Origin of the sequence: Claveliimonas monacensis (assembly GCF_014982975.1) — a bacterium.
GTDB classification, from domain to species: domain Bacteria; phylum Bacillota; class Clostridia; order Lachnospirales; family Lachnospiraceae; genus Claveliimonas; species Claveliimonas monacensis.
In genome coordinates this window covers 339,681-354,667 of sequence record NZ_JADCKL010000002.1, presented here as the reverse complement: position 1 = coordinate 354,667, position 14,987 = coordinate 339,681, and the positions used below count along the sequence as shown (strand labels likewise).

15 protein-coding genes are annotated in these 14,987 nt (G+C 59.0%); 12 read left to right on the top strand and 3 right to left on the bottom strand.

What is annotated here, in order from left to right:
- The first annotated feature begins 75 nt into the window (after positions 1–75).
- The 5 genes from INF30_RS04975 to INF30_RS04955 all read left to right on the top strand — a co-directional run bounded on the left by INF30_RS04975 (position 76) and on the right by INF30_RS04955 (position 4,095).
- A complete protein-coding gene (locus INF30_RS04975) occupies positions 76–594 on the top strand; it encodes an RNA polymerase sigma factor (protein WP_226394413.1) in 519 nt (172 codons plus the stop codon).
- Positions 591–1,406, top strand: coding sequence for a hypothetical protein (locus tag INF30_RS04970; protein WP_226394412.1), 816 nt, complete (start codon positions 591–593; stop codon positions 1,404–1,406). Before INF30_RS04975 ends, INF30_RS04970 begins: the two co-directional genes overlap by 4 nt.
- Positions 1,391–2,281 (top strand): ABC transporter ATP-binding protein, encoded by an 891-nt coding sequence (locus INF30_RS04965; RefSeq protein ID WP_226394411.1) that lies wholly within the window; start codon positions 1,391–1,393, stop codon positions 2,279–2,281. Before INF30_RS04970 ends, INF30_RS04965 begins: the two co-directional genes overlap by 16 nt.
- Before the next feature lies 1 nt (position 2,282).
- Entirely contained in the window at positions 2,283–3,554 is a 1,272-nt protein-coding gene (locus INF30_RS04960) for an ABC transporter permease (protein ID WP_226394410.1), read from the top strand.
- A 118-nt stretch (positions 3,555–3,672) separates the two neighbouring features.
- Complete coding sequence (locus tag INF30_RS04955; RefSeq protein ID WP_226394409.1) at positions 3,673–4,095, top strand: hypothetical protein; 423 nt, start codon at positions 3,673–3,675, stop codon at positions 4,093–4,095.
- A gap of 2 nt (positions 4,096–4,097) precedes the next feature.
- Here the strand turns inward: INF30_RS04955 and INF30_RS04950 are convergent, their stop codons facing one another.
- Positions 4,098–5,006 carry a helix-turn-helix transcriptional regulator gene (locus INF30_RS04950; RefSeq protein WP_226394408.1) on the bottom strand — a complete coding sequence of 303 codons (909 nt, stop codon included), beginning with the start codon at positions 5,004–5,006 and terminating at the stop codon, positions 4,098–4,100.
- A 149-nt stretch (positions 5,007–5,155) separates the two neighbouring features.
- On the opposite strand from INF30_RS04950, the gene INF30_RS04945 reads away from it, so the two are divergent.
- The 5 genes from INF30_RS04945 (at position 5,156) to INF30_RS04925 (ending at position 10,374) form a co-directional block, all read left to right on the top strand.
- Positions 5,156–6,295 carry a Gfo/Idh/MocA family protein gene (locus INF30_RS04945; protein ID WP_226394407.1) on the top strand — a complete coding sequence of 380 codons (1,140 nt, stop codon included), beginning with the start codon at positions 5,156–5,158 and terminating at the stop codon, positions 6,293–6,295.
- A 27-nt stretch (positions 6,296–6,322) separates the two neighbouring features.
- Positions 6,323–7,324 (top strand): sugar phosphate isomerase/epimerase family protein, encoded by a 1,002-nt coding sequence (locus tag INF30_RS04940; protein WP_226394406.1) that lies wholly within the window; start codon positions 6,323–6,325, stop codon positions 7,322–7,324.
- Positions 7,325–7,420: 96 nt separating this feature from the next.
- A complete protein-coding gene (locus INF30_RS04935; RefSeq protein ID WP_226394405.1) occupies positions 7,421–8,455 on the top strand; it encodes a TIM barrel protein in 1,035 nt (344 codons plus the stop codon).
- An 18-nt stretch (positions 8,456–8,473) separates the two neighbouring features.
- Positions 8,474–9,307, top strand: a complete 834-nt coding sequence (locus INF30_RS04930; protein WP_226394404.1) for a class II fructose-bisphosphate aldolase — start codon at positions 8,474–8,476, stop codon at positions 9,305–9,307.
- An 8-nt stretch (positions 9,308–9,315) separates the two neighbouring features.
- On the top strand, positions 9,316–10,374 hold the full coding sequence (locus INF30_RS04925) for a carbohydrate kinase family protein (protein ID WP_226394403.1): 1,059 nt from the start codon (positions 9,316–9,318) through the stop codon (positions 10,372–10,374).
- 34 nt (positions 10,375–10,408) lie between these two features.
- Here INF30_RS04925 and INF30_RS04920 read toward each other — a convergent pair whose 3' ends face one another.
- Together INF30_RS04920 and INF30_RS04915 are read right to left on the bottom strand one after the other, a co-directional pair.
- Positions 10,409–12,040: a sensor histidine kinase gene (locus INF30_RS04920; RefSeq protein WP_226394402.1), complete on the bottom strand. Its 1,632-nt coding sequence runs from the start codon at positions 12,038–12,040 to the stop codon at positions 10,409–10,411.
- Entirely contained in the window at positions 12,012–12,722 is a 711-nt protein-coding gene (locus INF30_RS04915; RefSeq protein ID WP_226394401.1) for a response regulator transcription factor, read from the bottom strand. Before INF30_RS04915 ends, INF30_RS04920 begins: the two co-directional genes overlap by 29 nt.
- Before the next feature lie 164 nt (positions 12,723–12,886).
- Here INF30_RS04915 and INF30_RS04910 point away from each other — a divergent pair, with 164 nt between their 5' ends.
- A complete protein-coding gene (locus tag INF30_RS04910; protein WP_226394400.1) occupies positions 12,887–13,390 on the top strand; it encodes a PH domain-containing protein in 504 nt (167 codons plus the stop codon).
- A complete protein-coding gene (locus tag INF30_RS04905; protein WP_226394399.1) occupies positions 13,377–14,906 on the top strand; it encodes a PH domain-containing protein in 1,530 nt (509 codons plus the stop codon). Before INF30_RS04910 ends, INF30_RS04905 begins: the two co-directional genes overlap by 14 nt.
- Positions 14,907–14,987: the final 81 nt, after the last annotated feature.

The window sequence follows — 14,987 nt, the reverse complement described above, 5'->3', positions numbered from 1 at the left end:
CAGCCCCGCAGCGTTATAACATATAGGCAGCTGCTTAAAAGGACCAGGATGGCACACAGGTCAGGGGGGACAGACTTGACGCAGGAAGATGAAATTTTTGAAAAACTGAACAAAGGCGACCCGGCTGCGGCGGGGGAGCTGGCAGAGCTCTACTACGGCGATATACTCAGATACTGTCTGTTCCATGTGCCGGACCGGTCTCTGGCACAGGACGCTGTGCAGGAGACGTTTCTGCGGGTGTTCCGCTATTTTGACGGCTACACCCACAGGGGAAACTTCCGGGCTTTCCTCTACAAAGTGGCTGCAAATGTATGTATCGATATCTGCAGAAAGAAAACATGGGAGCCTATGCCTAAGCAGGTTCCCTTTGAGGAGAAAGGGCTGAAGGAAGAGGAGGACAGGGAGGATTTTCGAAGGCTTGTGGAGCTCCTTCCGGAGGAGCTGCGTGAGATCGTCATCCTGAGATTTTCCCAGGAGCTGAAGCTGCGTGAGATCGCCAGGGTGACAGGACTTCCCATGCGGACTGTGCAGTCCAGACTCAGAAAAGCGCTGAACCTTTTAAAGCAGGAACTGGAAAGGAGAGAGGAACCATGAAGAGGAGCCAGGTGAATGAAAAGCTGAGATGTCTGGCACAGCAGGAGAAAGAAGCCATCCGGCCGGACGAAAGACACAGGGCAATGACCGCTGCCCTCGCGCAGAACGCGTACAAGGCGGCAGCGCCCCGGAGAAACAAAATGCGCTTTCCGGCCTTTGTGCTCCGGCAGGTCAGATATACAGGAAAACAGATCTGGATCTGGCAGATCCTTCTGCTGCTTCTTATTGTCTCCGCCTTTGAGCAGACCGGCGACAGAGGAAGCCTTACGGATCCCTATTTCCTTATGTTCCTGTACCGGAGGATCCCGGTGCTTCTGTGCGGGGCAGGGATCCTGTCGGCCTGGAGCTGCGTTCCCTTCTTTGACAGAGCTGTCAGATGGAAGATGGCGGAGGTGGAGGCAGCAGGCTGTCAGCCGTCCCGGCTTAGGGCAGCCCGGCTTCTGATCGCAGGAAGCAGCGCGCTTATTATGGAACTGGCCGTGGCTGCGGCAGCAGGGACGCTCTGGCAGGTTAACCTGGAAGCGCTGGCGGCCTGGCTGTTCCTCCCCTTTCTTCTGGCCTGGAACTGCATGCTCTTCCTTCTTGACAGGACGAAAGGGAGGTTTACTCCCTGGTGCAGCGCAGGACTGGCGGCCGGGTTCGCTGTGTTTGCACTTGTGTGGAGATATGTCAGCAGAGCGGCCGGAAGCCCCGGGGATTTCCTGGCGTTTGCAGATGGAGGATGGCTTCTGTGCGGGGCAGCACTGCTTCTCTGGGCATTCCAGATATGGAAGCAGGGCAGAAAGGAGATGGAAAGATGGAGTTATGTATAGAAAATCTGACTAAACAATTTAAAGATAAACGGGCCGTGGATCACGCCAGCCTGACTATCACACCGGGGGTGTGGGGACTGCTGGGAGCCAACGGCGCCGGCAAGACAACCCTCATGCGTATGGCGGCAGGGCTTATGACGCCTACAGAAGGAACGGTGAAATACGACGGCGTTCCCATAGATGTGCTGGGGAAAGGGTACAGGGATATTTTCGGGTATCTGCCCCAGGAGTTCGGGTTCTACCCGGAGTTTACTGTGTATGATTACCTGGACTATGTGGCGGCTTTAAAAGGGCTTTCAAGGAAGGATGCAAAAGGGAAGATCGACAGGTTGCTGGAGACTTTTTCCCTGGCGGATGTGAGGCGCAAGAAGATCACAAAGCTTTCCGGCGGCATGAAGCGCAGGGTGGGCATTGCCCAGGCTCTTCTTAATGACCCGGAGGTGCTGATCCTGGATGAACCCACCAGCGGTCTGGATCCGGGGGAGAGAGTGCGTTTCCGTAACCTTCTGTCCGAGTTTGCCGCAGACCGGATCGTGCTGATCTCCACCCACATTGTGTCCGACGTGGAGTACATTGCTTCTAGGAATGCGGTTATGAAGGAGGGGCGGATCATCGCCCAGGGGACTACGGACGAGCTGCTCTGGGAGATGGAGGGGAAGGTGTGGTCCGCCCTGATCGAGGAGCGGGATCTCCACAGATACGAGCAGAAGGTCCGGGTGGTGAGCATCCGGAACGAGGAGAGAGGGGCCGTGTCCATCCGGTATCTGGCGGACGCGCCCGCGGTTCCGGACTCCCGGCCAAAGGAGCCCCGGCTGGAGGATCTGTACCTCTGGCTCTTTCCACAGGAGCATACAGGCGGAAAGGAAGGTGCGTGAGATGAGAGTATTTACAGCGGAGATCAAAAGGCTTCTGAAGACCAGGTCGGTCCTCATCCTGATGCTGACAGCCATTCTGTTGGCGCCGGTTCTGGCGTATTTCCCGGTCTCCTTTGAGACATGGACCTACCGGGACGAAAGCGGTCAGGAAGTGACAGTGAAGGGCCGGGAGGCTCTTGACAGAGAGGCGAAGAACCAGGGACAGTTCCAGGGGGAGATTACGGAAGAGAAGCTGCTGGCATCGGTTCAGCGATGGAAGGATTTCACTGCAAACTATGAGGGCGGACTGCCCGACGGCATCTACGACGAGCGGGTGACGGCCAGCGATTACTGTGAAAATGTATCCAATGTGAGCGGGATCCTGAACCGGATATGTGAGGCATGGGCGGACCCGGATACAGGCATAGCCCCCGGGCGGGACGACCTGACAGAGGAGCAGGTGACAGGTTTTTACGACCAGTGCAGGCAGCACATAAAGGATCTCATCTATCTGGAGGGCGGAGGGCAGAGTGCCCGCACGAACAGCGCCGTCCGGCAGGCGCTGGCCCTTTACGACCAGGCGGAGATGCCCTTTATCTACGAGCCCGGCCTGACGGCCAATGCCATCGAGTACGTGGGCATCTATGTGTTCCTGCTGGTGCTGATCTGCACCTTTATCCTGGTGCCGGTCTTTGCCAGCGACTGCCAGACCAGGGCGGACCAGATCCTGCGGTGCGCCAGGGACGGGCGGGGGCGTCTGGCCGTGAGCCGGATCCTTGCGGGACTCCTCCTTGCGGGCGTCCTGTATGTGGTCTGCATGGCCCTGTTCCTTCTGCTCCTCAACGCATCCTTTGACTTCCGGGGGCTTGATACCTCCCTGCAGCTTCTGGTGTCGGTGTCTGTGTTCCTGCCCCTGACTGTGGGACAGATGGAGCTGCTCATCGGGGCGGCGGGCTTTCTCTCTCTGCTGGCTACGGCCGCCTTCACCCTCTTCCTGTCGGGAAGAATGAAGACAGTGGCCTCAGCCAGCATCGCTGCCTTCGCCTTCCTCATCCTGCCCATGGTGGTGTACATGATCCTTGGTGGAAATATAGGGAACTGGGTCCGCTGCCTGCTGCCCTCCGGCGGCGTGGGGCTCATGAACAGCTTTACCTACGCGGCCATGGACACGGGCTTTGCCTATCTGGAAAACGCGGCCATCTGGCTCCCGTACCTGATGCTGGGGGCGGCGGCAGCGGAGTGTATCCTCCTTGCGGTGCTGGCGGGAGTGAGCTGGTGCCGGAGGGAAGGGTAGATCATTTTACATGGAATTAACACAAATGTACCACAGATGCGGTGGAACCATCGTCCCGGCATGCGCTAAGATAAAAGCAGAAACAGGGAATTTCAGTTCTTGGAAGGGAGGAATGGTTATGGCACTGCTGATGAATGCGGCTGATATGGACCGGATGCTTGAGGAGATCCGTCCGGAAGGGGAGACCTACACGGGAAAAGCCTGGGGGACGATCATGGGAGGCGCGGTGGAGATCCTGGCTTTGGGAGCCCTGAGCAATGTGTACTGCTATGTGGGCGTCACGGAGAGATCGCTGGTGATCGCGATCCTGGAGACCTTTGACATCTCCCATATCTACGGGAAAGTCTGTCTGCCCTTTGACCAGATCCGGGAGCTGAAGATCGGACATGGACTGATGCCGTCCCAGAGGATCATCAAACTGAAGGCGGAGGGCGTTAAGCTGAAGCTGTCTCTTGTCAACAATACGCTCACAACCAGAGGCATCGACCAGAAAAGCGGGATGAAGACGATCCTGGCTGCCCTGGAACAGGTGAAGAAGTAAGGTTATTCCAGATAGCCCTCCAGTATGATCCGGCTCGTGGAGGCTGAGAGCACCTCCTGGGTGGAGAGCATGGACCGCTGCTGCAGGGCCAGATCCTCGCTCTCAAAGTGCAGCCGGTACTGCCGCGGCGAGCAGCCGAACTGCCGCGCAAACCCTTTATTTAAATATTTGATGTCAGAGAAGCCGCAGGCGATGCTGATATCCAGAAGCGTGAAGTCCGTCAGCAGGAGAAGCTGGCGGGCTTTTTCGCACCGGATCTTCATCAGGTAGGCCTGGAAGGACATGCCGAAGGCGTCCTTGAAGAAGTGGGACAGCCAGCTCATGGTCAGCCCCAGCTCGCCCGCAATGTCCGTGAGGAGCAGTTTCTCCGAATAGTGCGCGTCGATGTAGTCGCTGATGATCCGGATCCGGCGCGCCTTGGTGGCGGTCATCTGCCGCTCCTTCTCCGGCAGGCGGACATGGGGGATGGAGGACAGGAGCCGGTCGAAGAAAAGGAAAATAAGACCGGCAAGCCGCAGGGGAGCGTCCTCCCCCTCTTTTTGGAAGTAGGCGGACGCGATCTCCAGGAGGGAGGAGCGAAGCGCCCGGGGATCCGCCGGGGGTTCCAGGGAAAACTCCAGATTTTCCATCTGCGGGAATACGGGCGCGAAAAAGGAGGGGGAGATCTGCAGGGAGAGGATGAGGGCCGGCCGGGAGGCCGCCAGCTCATGGCTCTCGAAGGGGTTGACCACCCACATGTCCCCTTTTTTATAAGTGAATGTGCGCCCCCTGGACAGGAGGGAGAGGCTCCCGTCCAGCAGGAGGCAGACCTCAAAGTCCTTGTGCACGTGGGGCGTCCGGTACAGCATGTTGACAACAAACATTTTATAGTTTCCCGCCTCGTGGGAAATCATTTCAAATTCATCTCTCATCGCAGTTTCACCTCGTTTCCAGTATATAAGACAGACGGGAGCCTGTAAATAAAAAAGCTAATTTGTCATAGTCTGAACCTGAACTTGTCAGGGCCGGGACGCGCCGGTTGTCCTATAGTGAAGACAGAATGAAAAAGGAGGTTGACAGCATGAGCAGTACATTAACCTACGGTATGGTGGGCGGAGGCCCCGGCGCGTTTATCGGGGACGCCCACAGGAAAGCGATCGCAGTGGACAGCTCCGCCAAGCTTGTGGCGGGATGCTTCTCCAGAAGCCCGGAGAAGACGAAGGCGCAGGGCGAGGCGCTGGGCCTGGAGCCGGCAAGATGCTACGCGGACTATAAGGAGATGGCAGCGGCGGAGAGCCAGAGGGAGGACGGCATTGACTTTGTGGTCGTGGTGACGCCGAACGCCACCCACTACGAGATCTGCAAAGCCTTCCTGGAGGCGGGCATCCATGTGGCCTGCGACAAGCCCCTGGCCACAGACAGCGCCCAGGCCCGGGAGCTGGCGGACCTGGCAGAGGAGAAGGGCCTTCTCTTCATGGTGACCTACACCTACATGGGCCACGTGACGGCCAAGTACATCCGGGATCTCATCAAGGCGGGAGAGATCGGCACTGTCCGCACCGTCATGGCCGAGTATCCCCAGGGATGGCTCTACAATGAGAACGACTGGGGCGGCAAGCAGGGCGAGTGGAGATGCGATCCCGCCCGTTCCGGCAGAGTGAACTGCCTGGGTGATCTGGGTACCCATGTGGAGAACGCGGTGGCGACCATGACAGGCCTGAAGATCAAGAGAGTCCTGGCCAAGATGGACGTGGTCGTGCCGGGCAGAAAGCTGGACGACAACGACCAGATCCTGGTGGAGTACGAGGGCGGCGCCACAGGGGTGAACTGGACCTCCCAGTTCGCCATCGGCTGCGACAACAGCCTGCGGGTGCGCATCTACGGGTCCAGGGGGACGATCCTCTGGTTCCAGGAGAACCCGGAGGAGATGACCCTGATCGGGGAGGACGGCATCGCCCGCACCATCAAGCGGGGCTACGGGACTGTGACGCCGGGAGCCGCGAAGTACGGACGCCTTCCGGCAGGCCACACAGAGGGCTGGATCGAGGCCATGGGCAACCTGTACGACAGCTTTACAGAGTGCGTGGCCGCGAAGAAGGCAGGCAGCTTTACAGAAGATATGATCGACTACCCGACGGTGGAGGACGGCGTGAACGGCCTTCGGTACGTGGAGGCGTGCCTGGAGAGCAATGAGAAGGGAAATATCTGGGTGGAACTGTAGACCCGGACGTGAAAGGAGAGAAACGATATGGCAAGACCGGTAACGATATTTACAGGACAGTGGGCGGACCTTCCGATGGAGGAGATGTGCCAGACTGCGCAGAAGATGGGATATGAGGGGCTGGAGATCGCGTCCTGGGGACAGATCGACGTGGAGAAGGCCGCAAAGGACGAGAGCTATGTGAAGGAGCTGAAAGACACGCTGGCGAAGTATGACCTGGGCTGCTGGGCCATCGGCATGCACCTGCCGGGACAGTGCGTGGGCGACGCGGAGCAGTGGGCTTACGACCCGAGGCTGGACAACTTCGCTCCCTCCGCCCTGGCCGGCAAGCCGGAGGAGATCCGCGCCTGGGGCACACAGCAGATGAAGTACGCGGCCCGGGCGGCGAAGAACATGGGCGTGGACACGGTCACCTTCTTCATGGGTTCTCCCATCTGGAAGATGTGGTACTCCTTCCCCCAGACAAGCGAGGAGCAGGTGGAGGCAGGCTACCAGAGGATCAGGGAGCTCTGGTCCCCCATCATGGACGTCTATGACGAGTGCGGCGTGAAGCTGGCCCTGGAGGTGCACCCCACGGAGATCGCCTACGACTACTGGAGCACGAAGAAGTTGCTGGAGATCTTTGACTACAGGCCGACCCTGGGCATCAACTTTGACCCCAGCCACCTGATCTGGCAGGGCCTGGACCCGGCTATGTTCCTCTATGACTTTGCGGACCGCGTGTACCATGTACATATCAAGGACGCCAAGCTGAACCTGAACGGCCGCAACGGCATCCTGGGCTCCCACATCACCTTCGGCGATCAGAGGAGAGGCTGGAATTTCGTCTCTCCCGGACACGGGGATGTAGACTTTGACAACATCATCCGGGTGCTGAACCAGATCGGCTACGACGGCCCCCTGTCCATCGAGTGGGAGGACAGCGGCATGGAGCGCGTCTTCGGCGGCACGGAGGCCTGCGAGTTCACGAAGCAGATCAACTTTTCGCCCTCCGACGTGGCCTTTGACGACGCCCTGAAGACAGATTAGATACAGATTAGAAAGAAGAACGTAACGCAAAAAGAACAGTGGGCGTGCCTTCTACAGACACGCCCTTATCATGAAAAAGAAAGGACGAAAAAGACAATGACAAAATTCAAATTTTCCGTAGGACCCTGGAACGTGCACGAGGGGGCAGACTCCTACGGCCCGGCTACAAGACAGACCATTCCCATCGAGGAGAAATTTAAGAAATTCGCGGAGCTGGGTTTCTCCGCCGTGCAGTTCCACGACGACGACGCGGTGCCGAACATCAACGACTACACAGAGGAGGAGATCAAGGAGAAGGCAAGAGAGCTGAAGAAGATGCTGGACAAGTACAACCTGAAGGCTGAGTTCGTGGCACCCCGCCTCTGGATGGACGAGCACACCATGGACGGCGGCTTCATGAGCACCTCCGCTGAGGACAGGGAGTACGCCATGTGGAGGGCTTACCGCTCCATCGACATCGCCAACGAGCTGGGGACGGACATGATCGTTCTCTGGCTGGCGAGGGAGGGCACCCTCTGCGCGGAGAGCAAATCCCCTGTGTGGGCCACGAAGATGCTCATCGAGGCCATCAACAAGATGCTGGAGTATGACTCGAAGATCCGCGTCTGCATCGAGCCCAAGCCAAACGAGCCCATCGACCGGAGCATCTGCGGCACCATGGGACACGTGATGGCCATCTCCGCCGCGACCATCGATCCCTCCCGGGTGGGCGGCAACCTGGAGAGCGCCCACGCCATCCTGGCAGGCCTTGACCCGGCTCACGAGATAGGGTTCGCCATGGCCATGGGCAAGCTCATGACCGTGCACCTCAACGACCAGAACGGCATCCGCTACGACCAGGACAAGAGCTTCGGCGTGGAGAACCTGCGGGCCGCCTTCAACCAGGTAAAAGTGCTCAAGGAGAACGGCTACGGCAGCCACGGCGAGTACGTGGGCCTGGATGTGAAGGCAATGCGCACCACAAAGGACGAGGACAGCTACAAGCACCTGGAGAACAGCCTGAACATCTTCAAGGCCCTGGAGGAGAAGGTGGAGAGATTTGACTACGACTTCCAGAAGAAATGCGTGGAGAACCGCGACTTCGAGGCCCTGGAGATGTATGTCATGAACCTGCTGATGGGACTTGCGTAGACAGGGGGCGGAAACGATATGTTAGTGACATTAAGGGAAGTTTTAAAAGACGCCCGCGAGAAGAAATACGGCGTGGGTCTTTTCAACACGGTCAGCCTGGAGATGGCCAAGGGCGTCCTTGCGGCGGCCGAGGAGCTGAAAAGCCCGGTCATCATCGGCACGGCGGAGGTGCTCCTGCCCTACGCCAGCCTGGAGGAGCTCTCTTACTTCCTCCTGCCCATGGCCAGGAAGGCGTCTGTGCCGGTGGTGCTCCACTTTGACCACGGCCTGACGGAGGAGAAGATCGGGGAGGCCCTGCGTCTTGGCTTTTCCTCCATCATGTACGACTGCTCCACAGACACCTATGAGAACAACATTGCCCGGGTGGCTCAGATGACGAAGACGGCCCACCTCCTGGGCGTGTCCGTGGAGGCGGAGCTGGGACATGTGGGGGCCAACGACGAGGGCGCCGGCGACGACAGCATCTACACCGAGCCGGAGCAGGCGCTGGACTTTGCGCAGCGCACCGGCGTGGACGCCCTGGCGGTGGCCATCGGCACAGCCCACGGCGCCTACAAGGAGAAGCCGAAGCTGGACATCAGCCGGCTGGCCCGGATCGCGCAGATCGTCCCCGCCCCCCTGGTGCTCCACGGCGGCAGCGGCCTGACGGATGAGGATTTCCGGAACTGCGTGGCAAACGGCATCAGCAAGGTCAACATCTTCACGGACATCAACTGCGCGGCCGCAAAGGCGGCCCACGACGGGTATAAGGAGGGATTTGGCCTTACGGATATCCAGAACCAGATCACCGAGGCTGTGAAGCAGGAGACCATGAAGAAGATGCGCGTCTTCGGAAGCGCGGGAAGAGGGTAGGTGAGCCTATGGCGGGAAAGATCATTGTGGCAGGGCACATCTGCCTGGATATCACCCCTGTGTTCTCCTCGGAGAAGGCCCAGCCTCTCTCCAGCGTCCTGATCCCCGGGAAACTGGTCCAGATGAAGGATGTGAACATCAGCACCGGCGGCGCCGTGGCCAACACAGGGCTGGCGCTGAAGGTGCTCGGCGCGGACGTGGAGCTGATGGGCAAGGTGGGGGACGACGAGTTCGGGCAGATCGTCCTGGACCGCCTGAAAAGATACGGGGCAGAGGAGGGCATGATCGTCTCAGAGGACAGCGGTACCTCCTACTCCATCGTCATCGCGCCGCCGGGCACGGACCGGATCTTCCTCCACAACCCGGGGGCCAACGACACCTTCCGTGCGGAGGATCTGGATCTTGACCGGATCGCGGGGGCGTCCCACTTCCACTTCGGCTACCCGCCCATCATGCGGCACATGTACGAGGCGGAGGGAGCACAGCTGGAGGAGATCTTCCGGAGGGTGAAGGAGCTGGGACTTACCACCTCCCTCGACATGGCGGCCGTGGACCCCGACTCGGATGCGGGACGGGCGGACTGGGAGAAGATCCTGCGCCGCGTCCTCCCCTGTGTGGACTACTTTGTGCCCAGTGTGGAGGAGCTCTGCTTCATGGCGGACAGGCCCCGCTATGAGGAGTGGATGACCCGGGCGGCCGGGGCGGATGTGACCTCTGTCATCGGCGTGGAGGCGGACATCCGGCCCCTGGCGCAGAAAGTGCTTGCCATGGGGGCCAGGAGCCTTCTCATCAAGTGCGGCGCGCCGGGCATGTACTACACGGACGGCAGCAGGGAGATCTTTGAGAGGAGCTACAAGCCTGCGAAGGTGCTCTCCGGCACAGGGGCAGGCGACACAAGCATTGCGGCTTTCCTGAAGGCGCAGCTTGACGGGTGCTCCATCGAAGAAAGCCTCCATCTGGCAGCGGCCACAGGGGCAAGCTGTGTGGAGGCCTATGACGCTCTCGGGGGACTCCGGTCCTTTGAGGAGCTCAGAAAGATGATAAAAGAAGGATGGGAGAAGCAGTAGGGCGAGCAGGGTGAAGCGAAGGCCATAGCCTCCGCTACGCTATCACCCTCGTCTCCTCCACGACAGGAAAGGTGAGCTGTACCTTGAACTGGTCGCCGTCCACGGTGACCTGCAGCCCGCCTTTCATGTTCTTTACAAAGCTCTCCGCTATGGCAAGGCCCAGGCCGTGTCCCTCCGTGTTCCTGGATTTATCTCCCCTGGCGAACCGCTCCATAATTTCTTCCGAGGTAAAATCCATCTCGTAGGCAGCGGTGTTCTTGATGGTGACCTGGACCTGGGAGGCCCGCCGCTCCGCGATGATGTAGATGCGGGTCCCGGCAAGGGAGTATTTCAGGGCGTTCCCGATCAGGTTCTGGAGCACCCGGTACATTTTTTTGCCGTCCCCTGTGAACTTGAGGGGCATCTCAGGCATAGCCTCACGGATGACCATGTCGCTGCTCTTTATGGCGTCCTCCATGTCCCCCAGCGTCTGCTCCAGTAGCTTTTTCATGTCCAGCGTCTCCAGGTGGAGCTCCGCGGTGCCGCTGGTGGACTTGGACAGGTCAAAGATGTCCTGTATCATGTCCTTTAAGCTCTCCATCCGGGAGGACAGCACTTCCACGTAATCCTGTGCTGCGTCGCTCAAGGGCTCCTGCTTTAAGAGGTCCACGTACCCGATCATGGAGGTCAGGGGGGTCTTCAGGTCGTGGGACACATTGGTGATAAGGTCGATCTTCATCCGCTCCGCCCGCATTTGCTTATCCAGGATGGTCTGCAGGCTTTCGCTTATCTCTCCCAGCTGGCAGGAGGCGGGATACAGGTCCGACCTGGCATCCAGGGAGGTGCGGACAGACAGGTCCCCGCCTGCCATGGCCCCTATCTGCCCGAGGAGCTGCCCCAGATCTGTGTAGAGCCGGTTGTTTAAGGCCCATGCGGCTGCCAGAAAGGTGAGGAACTCGCTGATAAGACCCAGGATGATCAGCTCGTCTGCGCCATACCAGGTGGAGAGAAGATAGAAGCACACGATGCCAAGGAGGATGCCCCCTGCCATCAGGGTGAAGGACAGGAGATATTTTGTGCGCAGCTGCTTCTCAAAGGGAGTGGACTTCTGCCACCTCCGGTACAGCCTGCATATCCAGGAGGTGTCCCCCCATATGCCCAGGAGACGGCGCCGTATCAGCAGGATGAGGCAGCCGAGAAAGAGGAGGGCCAGGGGGAAGAAGAGGAGCGCGCAGCCAAGTGTCAGGCTCTCCAGACCGTAAAAGACGAAAAAGCCTGCCAGGGACTCGGACTGAAAGACCACGGACCTTAGCTCCCCCACCCAAAGAAATCCTGTGAGGATGGCCGCGGCCAGCAAGAGCTCAGCGTTGAGCTGGTCCAGGGCCCGCACCTTCAGCTTTTTCCAGCCATCCGCTCTGGAGCGGAAAAAATGCAGGTAGAGATAAGCGGCCAGCGCCGCTCCCGCCAGGAGTCCAAGGCTCAGGGCGTATGTCGCCCAGAGGGGGGACGAGTAGGAGATGCTGTACCACCTGATGTAAAAATTGTGCTGGTAGATAAACCTGTACGCCGCGAAGGCGGACACAGCGCCGCCCAGCAGCCAGAGCACAAAGGCAGTCTTCGCCCAGACAGAGACAGATTTTAGTTTTTCTGCTGCGGATTTAATCATATTTTTCAATCTTGTAGCCAATTCCCCACACCACCTTTAAATATTTTGGGTTTTTCGGAGTGATCTCGATCTTCTCCCGTATCCTGCGTATGTGGACCATCACCGTCTTCTCGCCGGCGTAGGCGTCCTCCTGCCACACCCGGCTGTAAATCTGCTCTGCCGAGAAGACGTAGCCCGGGTGCTCCATGAGGAGCTCCAGTATCTTGTACTCTGTGGCTGTCAGCCGGACCGGCTCCCCGTCCACGGTGAGCTGCTTTGCGTTCCGGTCCAGCAGGAGACCGCCGTTTTTCAGCACATTGCCGGAGACATTGCCATCCCCTGCCGCCGAGCCCAGAGAGAAATACCTTCTCAGCTGGGACCGCACCCGGGCCATCAGCTCCGCCGTGTTGTAGGGCTTTGTCACATAGTCGTCAGCCCCCATGGTGAGGCCGGAGACCTTGTCGCTCTCCTCTGTCTTGGCGGACAGGATGATGACAGGGATGTTGTGCTTCTGGCGGATGCGCATGAGGGCGGAGAGCCCGTTGAGCTGCGGCATCATCACGTCCAGGAGGATCAGGTGGACCGTGTCAGTCTCCAGCCGGTCCAGGGCCTCCATGCCGTTAAAGGCCGTCAGCACCCGGTAGCCCTCCAGCTCCAGGAGCCTGCCCAGGGAGCGGACGATCTCCCGGTCGTCGTCCACCACTAAAATGCTGTATTGTTCCATCGAAAATCCCCTCCGTTTTTGTTTTCAAATGCAGTATAGCAGATGGATATGAGTTTTTTTCTTCATAATTCTAACATTTTTTTTAAGAAATGAGAATGGATTGACCTGTCTGTATTATTGTGATAGTATAAAGCAACAAAAACAATACAGAGGGAGGAAGGAAAATGGTATACGAGAAGCTGTCAAAAAATGCCCTGCGCTGCATGTACGCGGCGGGGGCGGTCACAGGGGTCATCCTGCTGGCTGTCATCGGGGCTGTGGATTATTTCTGGGTATTTCCGGAGGATATTGTCATAGGGAAATGGATCTCCCTCGGGGCGGCCCTCTTTATCCTGGCGGATGTGTGCGTCAGCCCCTGGTTCCGCTTCTGCCGCTACCGGTACGGCATCAATGAGGAGTGCATCGACATCCAGGAGGGATACCTCTTCGTGAAACGGCATATCGTGCCCATCGAGAGGCTTCACAAGCTGGAGATGCGGACCGGCCCCCTGGACCGGGCCTTCGGGGTGGCAAAGGTGATCGTCACCACAGCGGGAGGGGACGTGACCATCGCCTTCCTGGACACGGAGCGGGCGGAGAGGATTGCGGACACTCTCAGGAAGCGGATCAACGCGATCGCGGCAGAGCAGAGAGAAGAGAGGCGGGAGATGGACCATGGAAGAGAATAAAAAGTTCAGAAATCATGTATCCGTGGTGGCGGAGCGGGTGGGGACTGGGACCTACGCCCTGCTGGCAGTGCTGGCGGGCATCTTTATCCAGAACGCGGACGAGCTGCTGGAGGTGAGCGGCTCCCTTCTGGCGGACAGACGGGTCCTGCTGGGTCTCCTCATCTGTCTCGGCCTTCTGCTTTTCAGCATTGGAAAGACCTGGTGGACCTGGTCAAAGACATGGATCTCCGTCCAGGACCAGGCCATTGTCATTGAGAAGCATACGATCAACGGCTCGGAGCATGTCATTGGCATCAAAAATATCTCCAACATCAACCTGGAGCAGAACCTCTTTGAGATGCTCATGGGAACCTGCAAGGTCAAGATGGACACAGGGAGCCTCTCCACAGCCAACAGCACAGATGTGACCATTGTCCTGAAAAGGGCGAAGGCGGAGGCATTTAAGGCCAGGGTGGAGTCCCTTCTGAGAGGGGAGGGGGAGGAGGCAGATGCTGCAGCTGCGCCGCAGGAAAGCCGGGAGGAGACCTATGATTTCCGGGCCGGCTCCGGGGACATTATCCGACACGGCGTCTGCTCCATGAGCGTGCTGCCCATCCTGGTCGTGATCCTGGGCCTTGTGGGCGCTGTGGTCATGGCAGCGGAGGCCCTGGAAGGGGAGAACGCCCTGGACTCCCTCCTCCGGTCCGCGGTGAGCTTCCTGGCAGCCATCGCCATCATCCTGTCCGCTGTGTGGGACATTGTGAAGGACTTTGTGCGGTATCTGGATTTCCGGGTGAAGCGGCAGCGGGACCGGATCTGTATCCGCTACGGCGTGCTGAAGAAGGTGGAGTACACCATCCCCGTGGACATGATACAGGCACTGAAGCTGCGCCAGACGCTGATCGCCCGCCTGCTGGGGAAATACATGGCGGAGATCGTCAATGTGGGCATGGGGGACGACAAGGGGGAGAAGAACTCCTTCCTCATCCTCTATGGTTCGGAGAAGGAGGTGTGTGAGAGGCTGCGGGTCATTTTACCGGAGTTTGCTGCTATCGCGGCCCGGCAGGTGCAAAGGCAGCCCCGTTCCGCCTGGGCTGCCTGGCTCTGGCCCCTCCTCCTGTATGAGGTATGCGTGGCAGCGGCGGGAGCGCTGGCTCTCCTCTGGTTGCCGGCCTATGTGCCGGCGGAGCACCTGCAGCTGTATCACCCGGCGGCGCTGTCCGGCCTCATCCTTCTCGCACTGTCCGGCCCGGCCTCCCTGGCTCTTCGCTATCTCACATCCGGCCTTGTCATGAGCGATGGATTTGTCAAGGCCGCCTCAGGCTGCTTTGGGCGCAGGGTGGTGGCGGTGCGGTACGCGAACGTACAGCACGTGACCCTGGAGCAGAATTTCATCGCCCGGGCCTGCGGCATATGCAAGGGCACGCTCCACCTTCTGGCGGGGGCAGGGGACATGACCCACGCGCTCCCCTATTTTGACGCCCGCCAGGCAGATCAGATGAGGGAGAGACTGTGCGGCAGACAGGCAGAGCGATAGAAACCATCTATAAGTAAAATTGTAAAATCAATTGGCTTTTGCGCTCCGAAATTACTATACTTAAAGATAGAAAAAACATTA

What these genes read in the sequence shown, in the direction of transcription:
- INF30_RS04970 (WP_226394412.1), top strand. Translation starts at nt 591, where the DNA reads ATGAAGAGGAGCCAGGTGAATGAAAAGCTGAGATGTCTGGCACAGCAG.
- INF30_RS04965 (WP_226394411.1), top strand. Translation starts at nt 1,391, where the DNA reads ATGGAGTTATGTATAGAAAATCTGACTAAACAATTTAAAGATAAACGG.
- INF30_RS04960 (WP_226394410.1), top strand. Translation starts at nt 2,283, where the DNA reads ATGAGAGTATTTACAGCGGAGATCAAAAGGCTTCTGAAGACCAGGTCG.
- INF30_RS04955 (WP_226394409.1), top strand. Translation starts at nt 3,673, where the DNA reads ATGGCACTGCTGATGAATGCGGCTGATATGGACCGGATGCTTGAGGAG.
- INF30_RS04950 (WP_226394408.1), bottom strand. Translation starts at nt 5,006, where the DNA reads ATGAGAGATGAATTTGAAATGATTTCCCACGAGGCGGGAAACTATAAA.
- INF30_RS04945 (WP_226394407.1), top strand. Translation starts at nt 5,156, where the DNA reads ATGAGCAGTACATTAACCTACGGTATGGTGGGCGGAGGCCCCGGCGCG.
- INF30_RS04940 (WP_226394406.1), top strand. Translation starts at nt 6,323, where the DNA reads ATGGCAAGACCGGTAACGATATTTACAGGACAGTGGGCGGACCTTCCG.
- INF30_RS04935 (WP_226394405.1), top strand. Translation starts at nt 7,421, where the DNA reads ATGACAAAATTCAAATTTTCCGTAGGACCCTGGAACGTGCACGAGGGG.
- INF30_RS04930 (WP_226394404.1), top strand. Translation starts at nt 8,474, where the DNA reads ATGTTAGTGACATTAAGGGAAGTTTTAAAAGACGCCCGCGAGAAGAAA.
- INF30_RS04925 (WP_226394403.1), top strand. Translation starts at nt 9,316, where the DNA reads ATGGCGGGAAAGATCATTGTGGCAGGGCACATCTGCCTGGATATCACC.
- INF30_RS04915 (WP_226394401.1), bottom strand. Translation starts at nt 12,722, where the DNA reads ATGGAACAATACAGCATTTTAGTGGTGGACGACGACCGGGAGATCGTC.
- INF30_RS04910 (WP_226394400.1), top strand. Translation starts at nt 12,887, where the DNA reads ATGGTATACGAGAAGCTGTCAAAAAATGCCCTGCGCTGCATGTACGCG.
- INF30_RS04905 (WP_226394399.1), top strand. Translation starts at nt 13,377, where the DNA reads ATGGAAGAGAATAAAAAGTTCAGAAATCATGTATCCGTGGTGGCGGAG.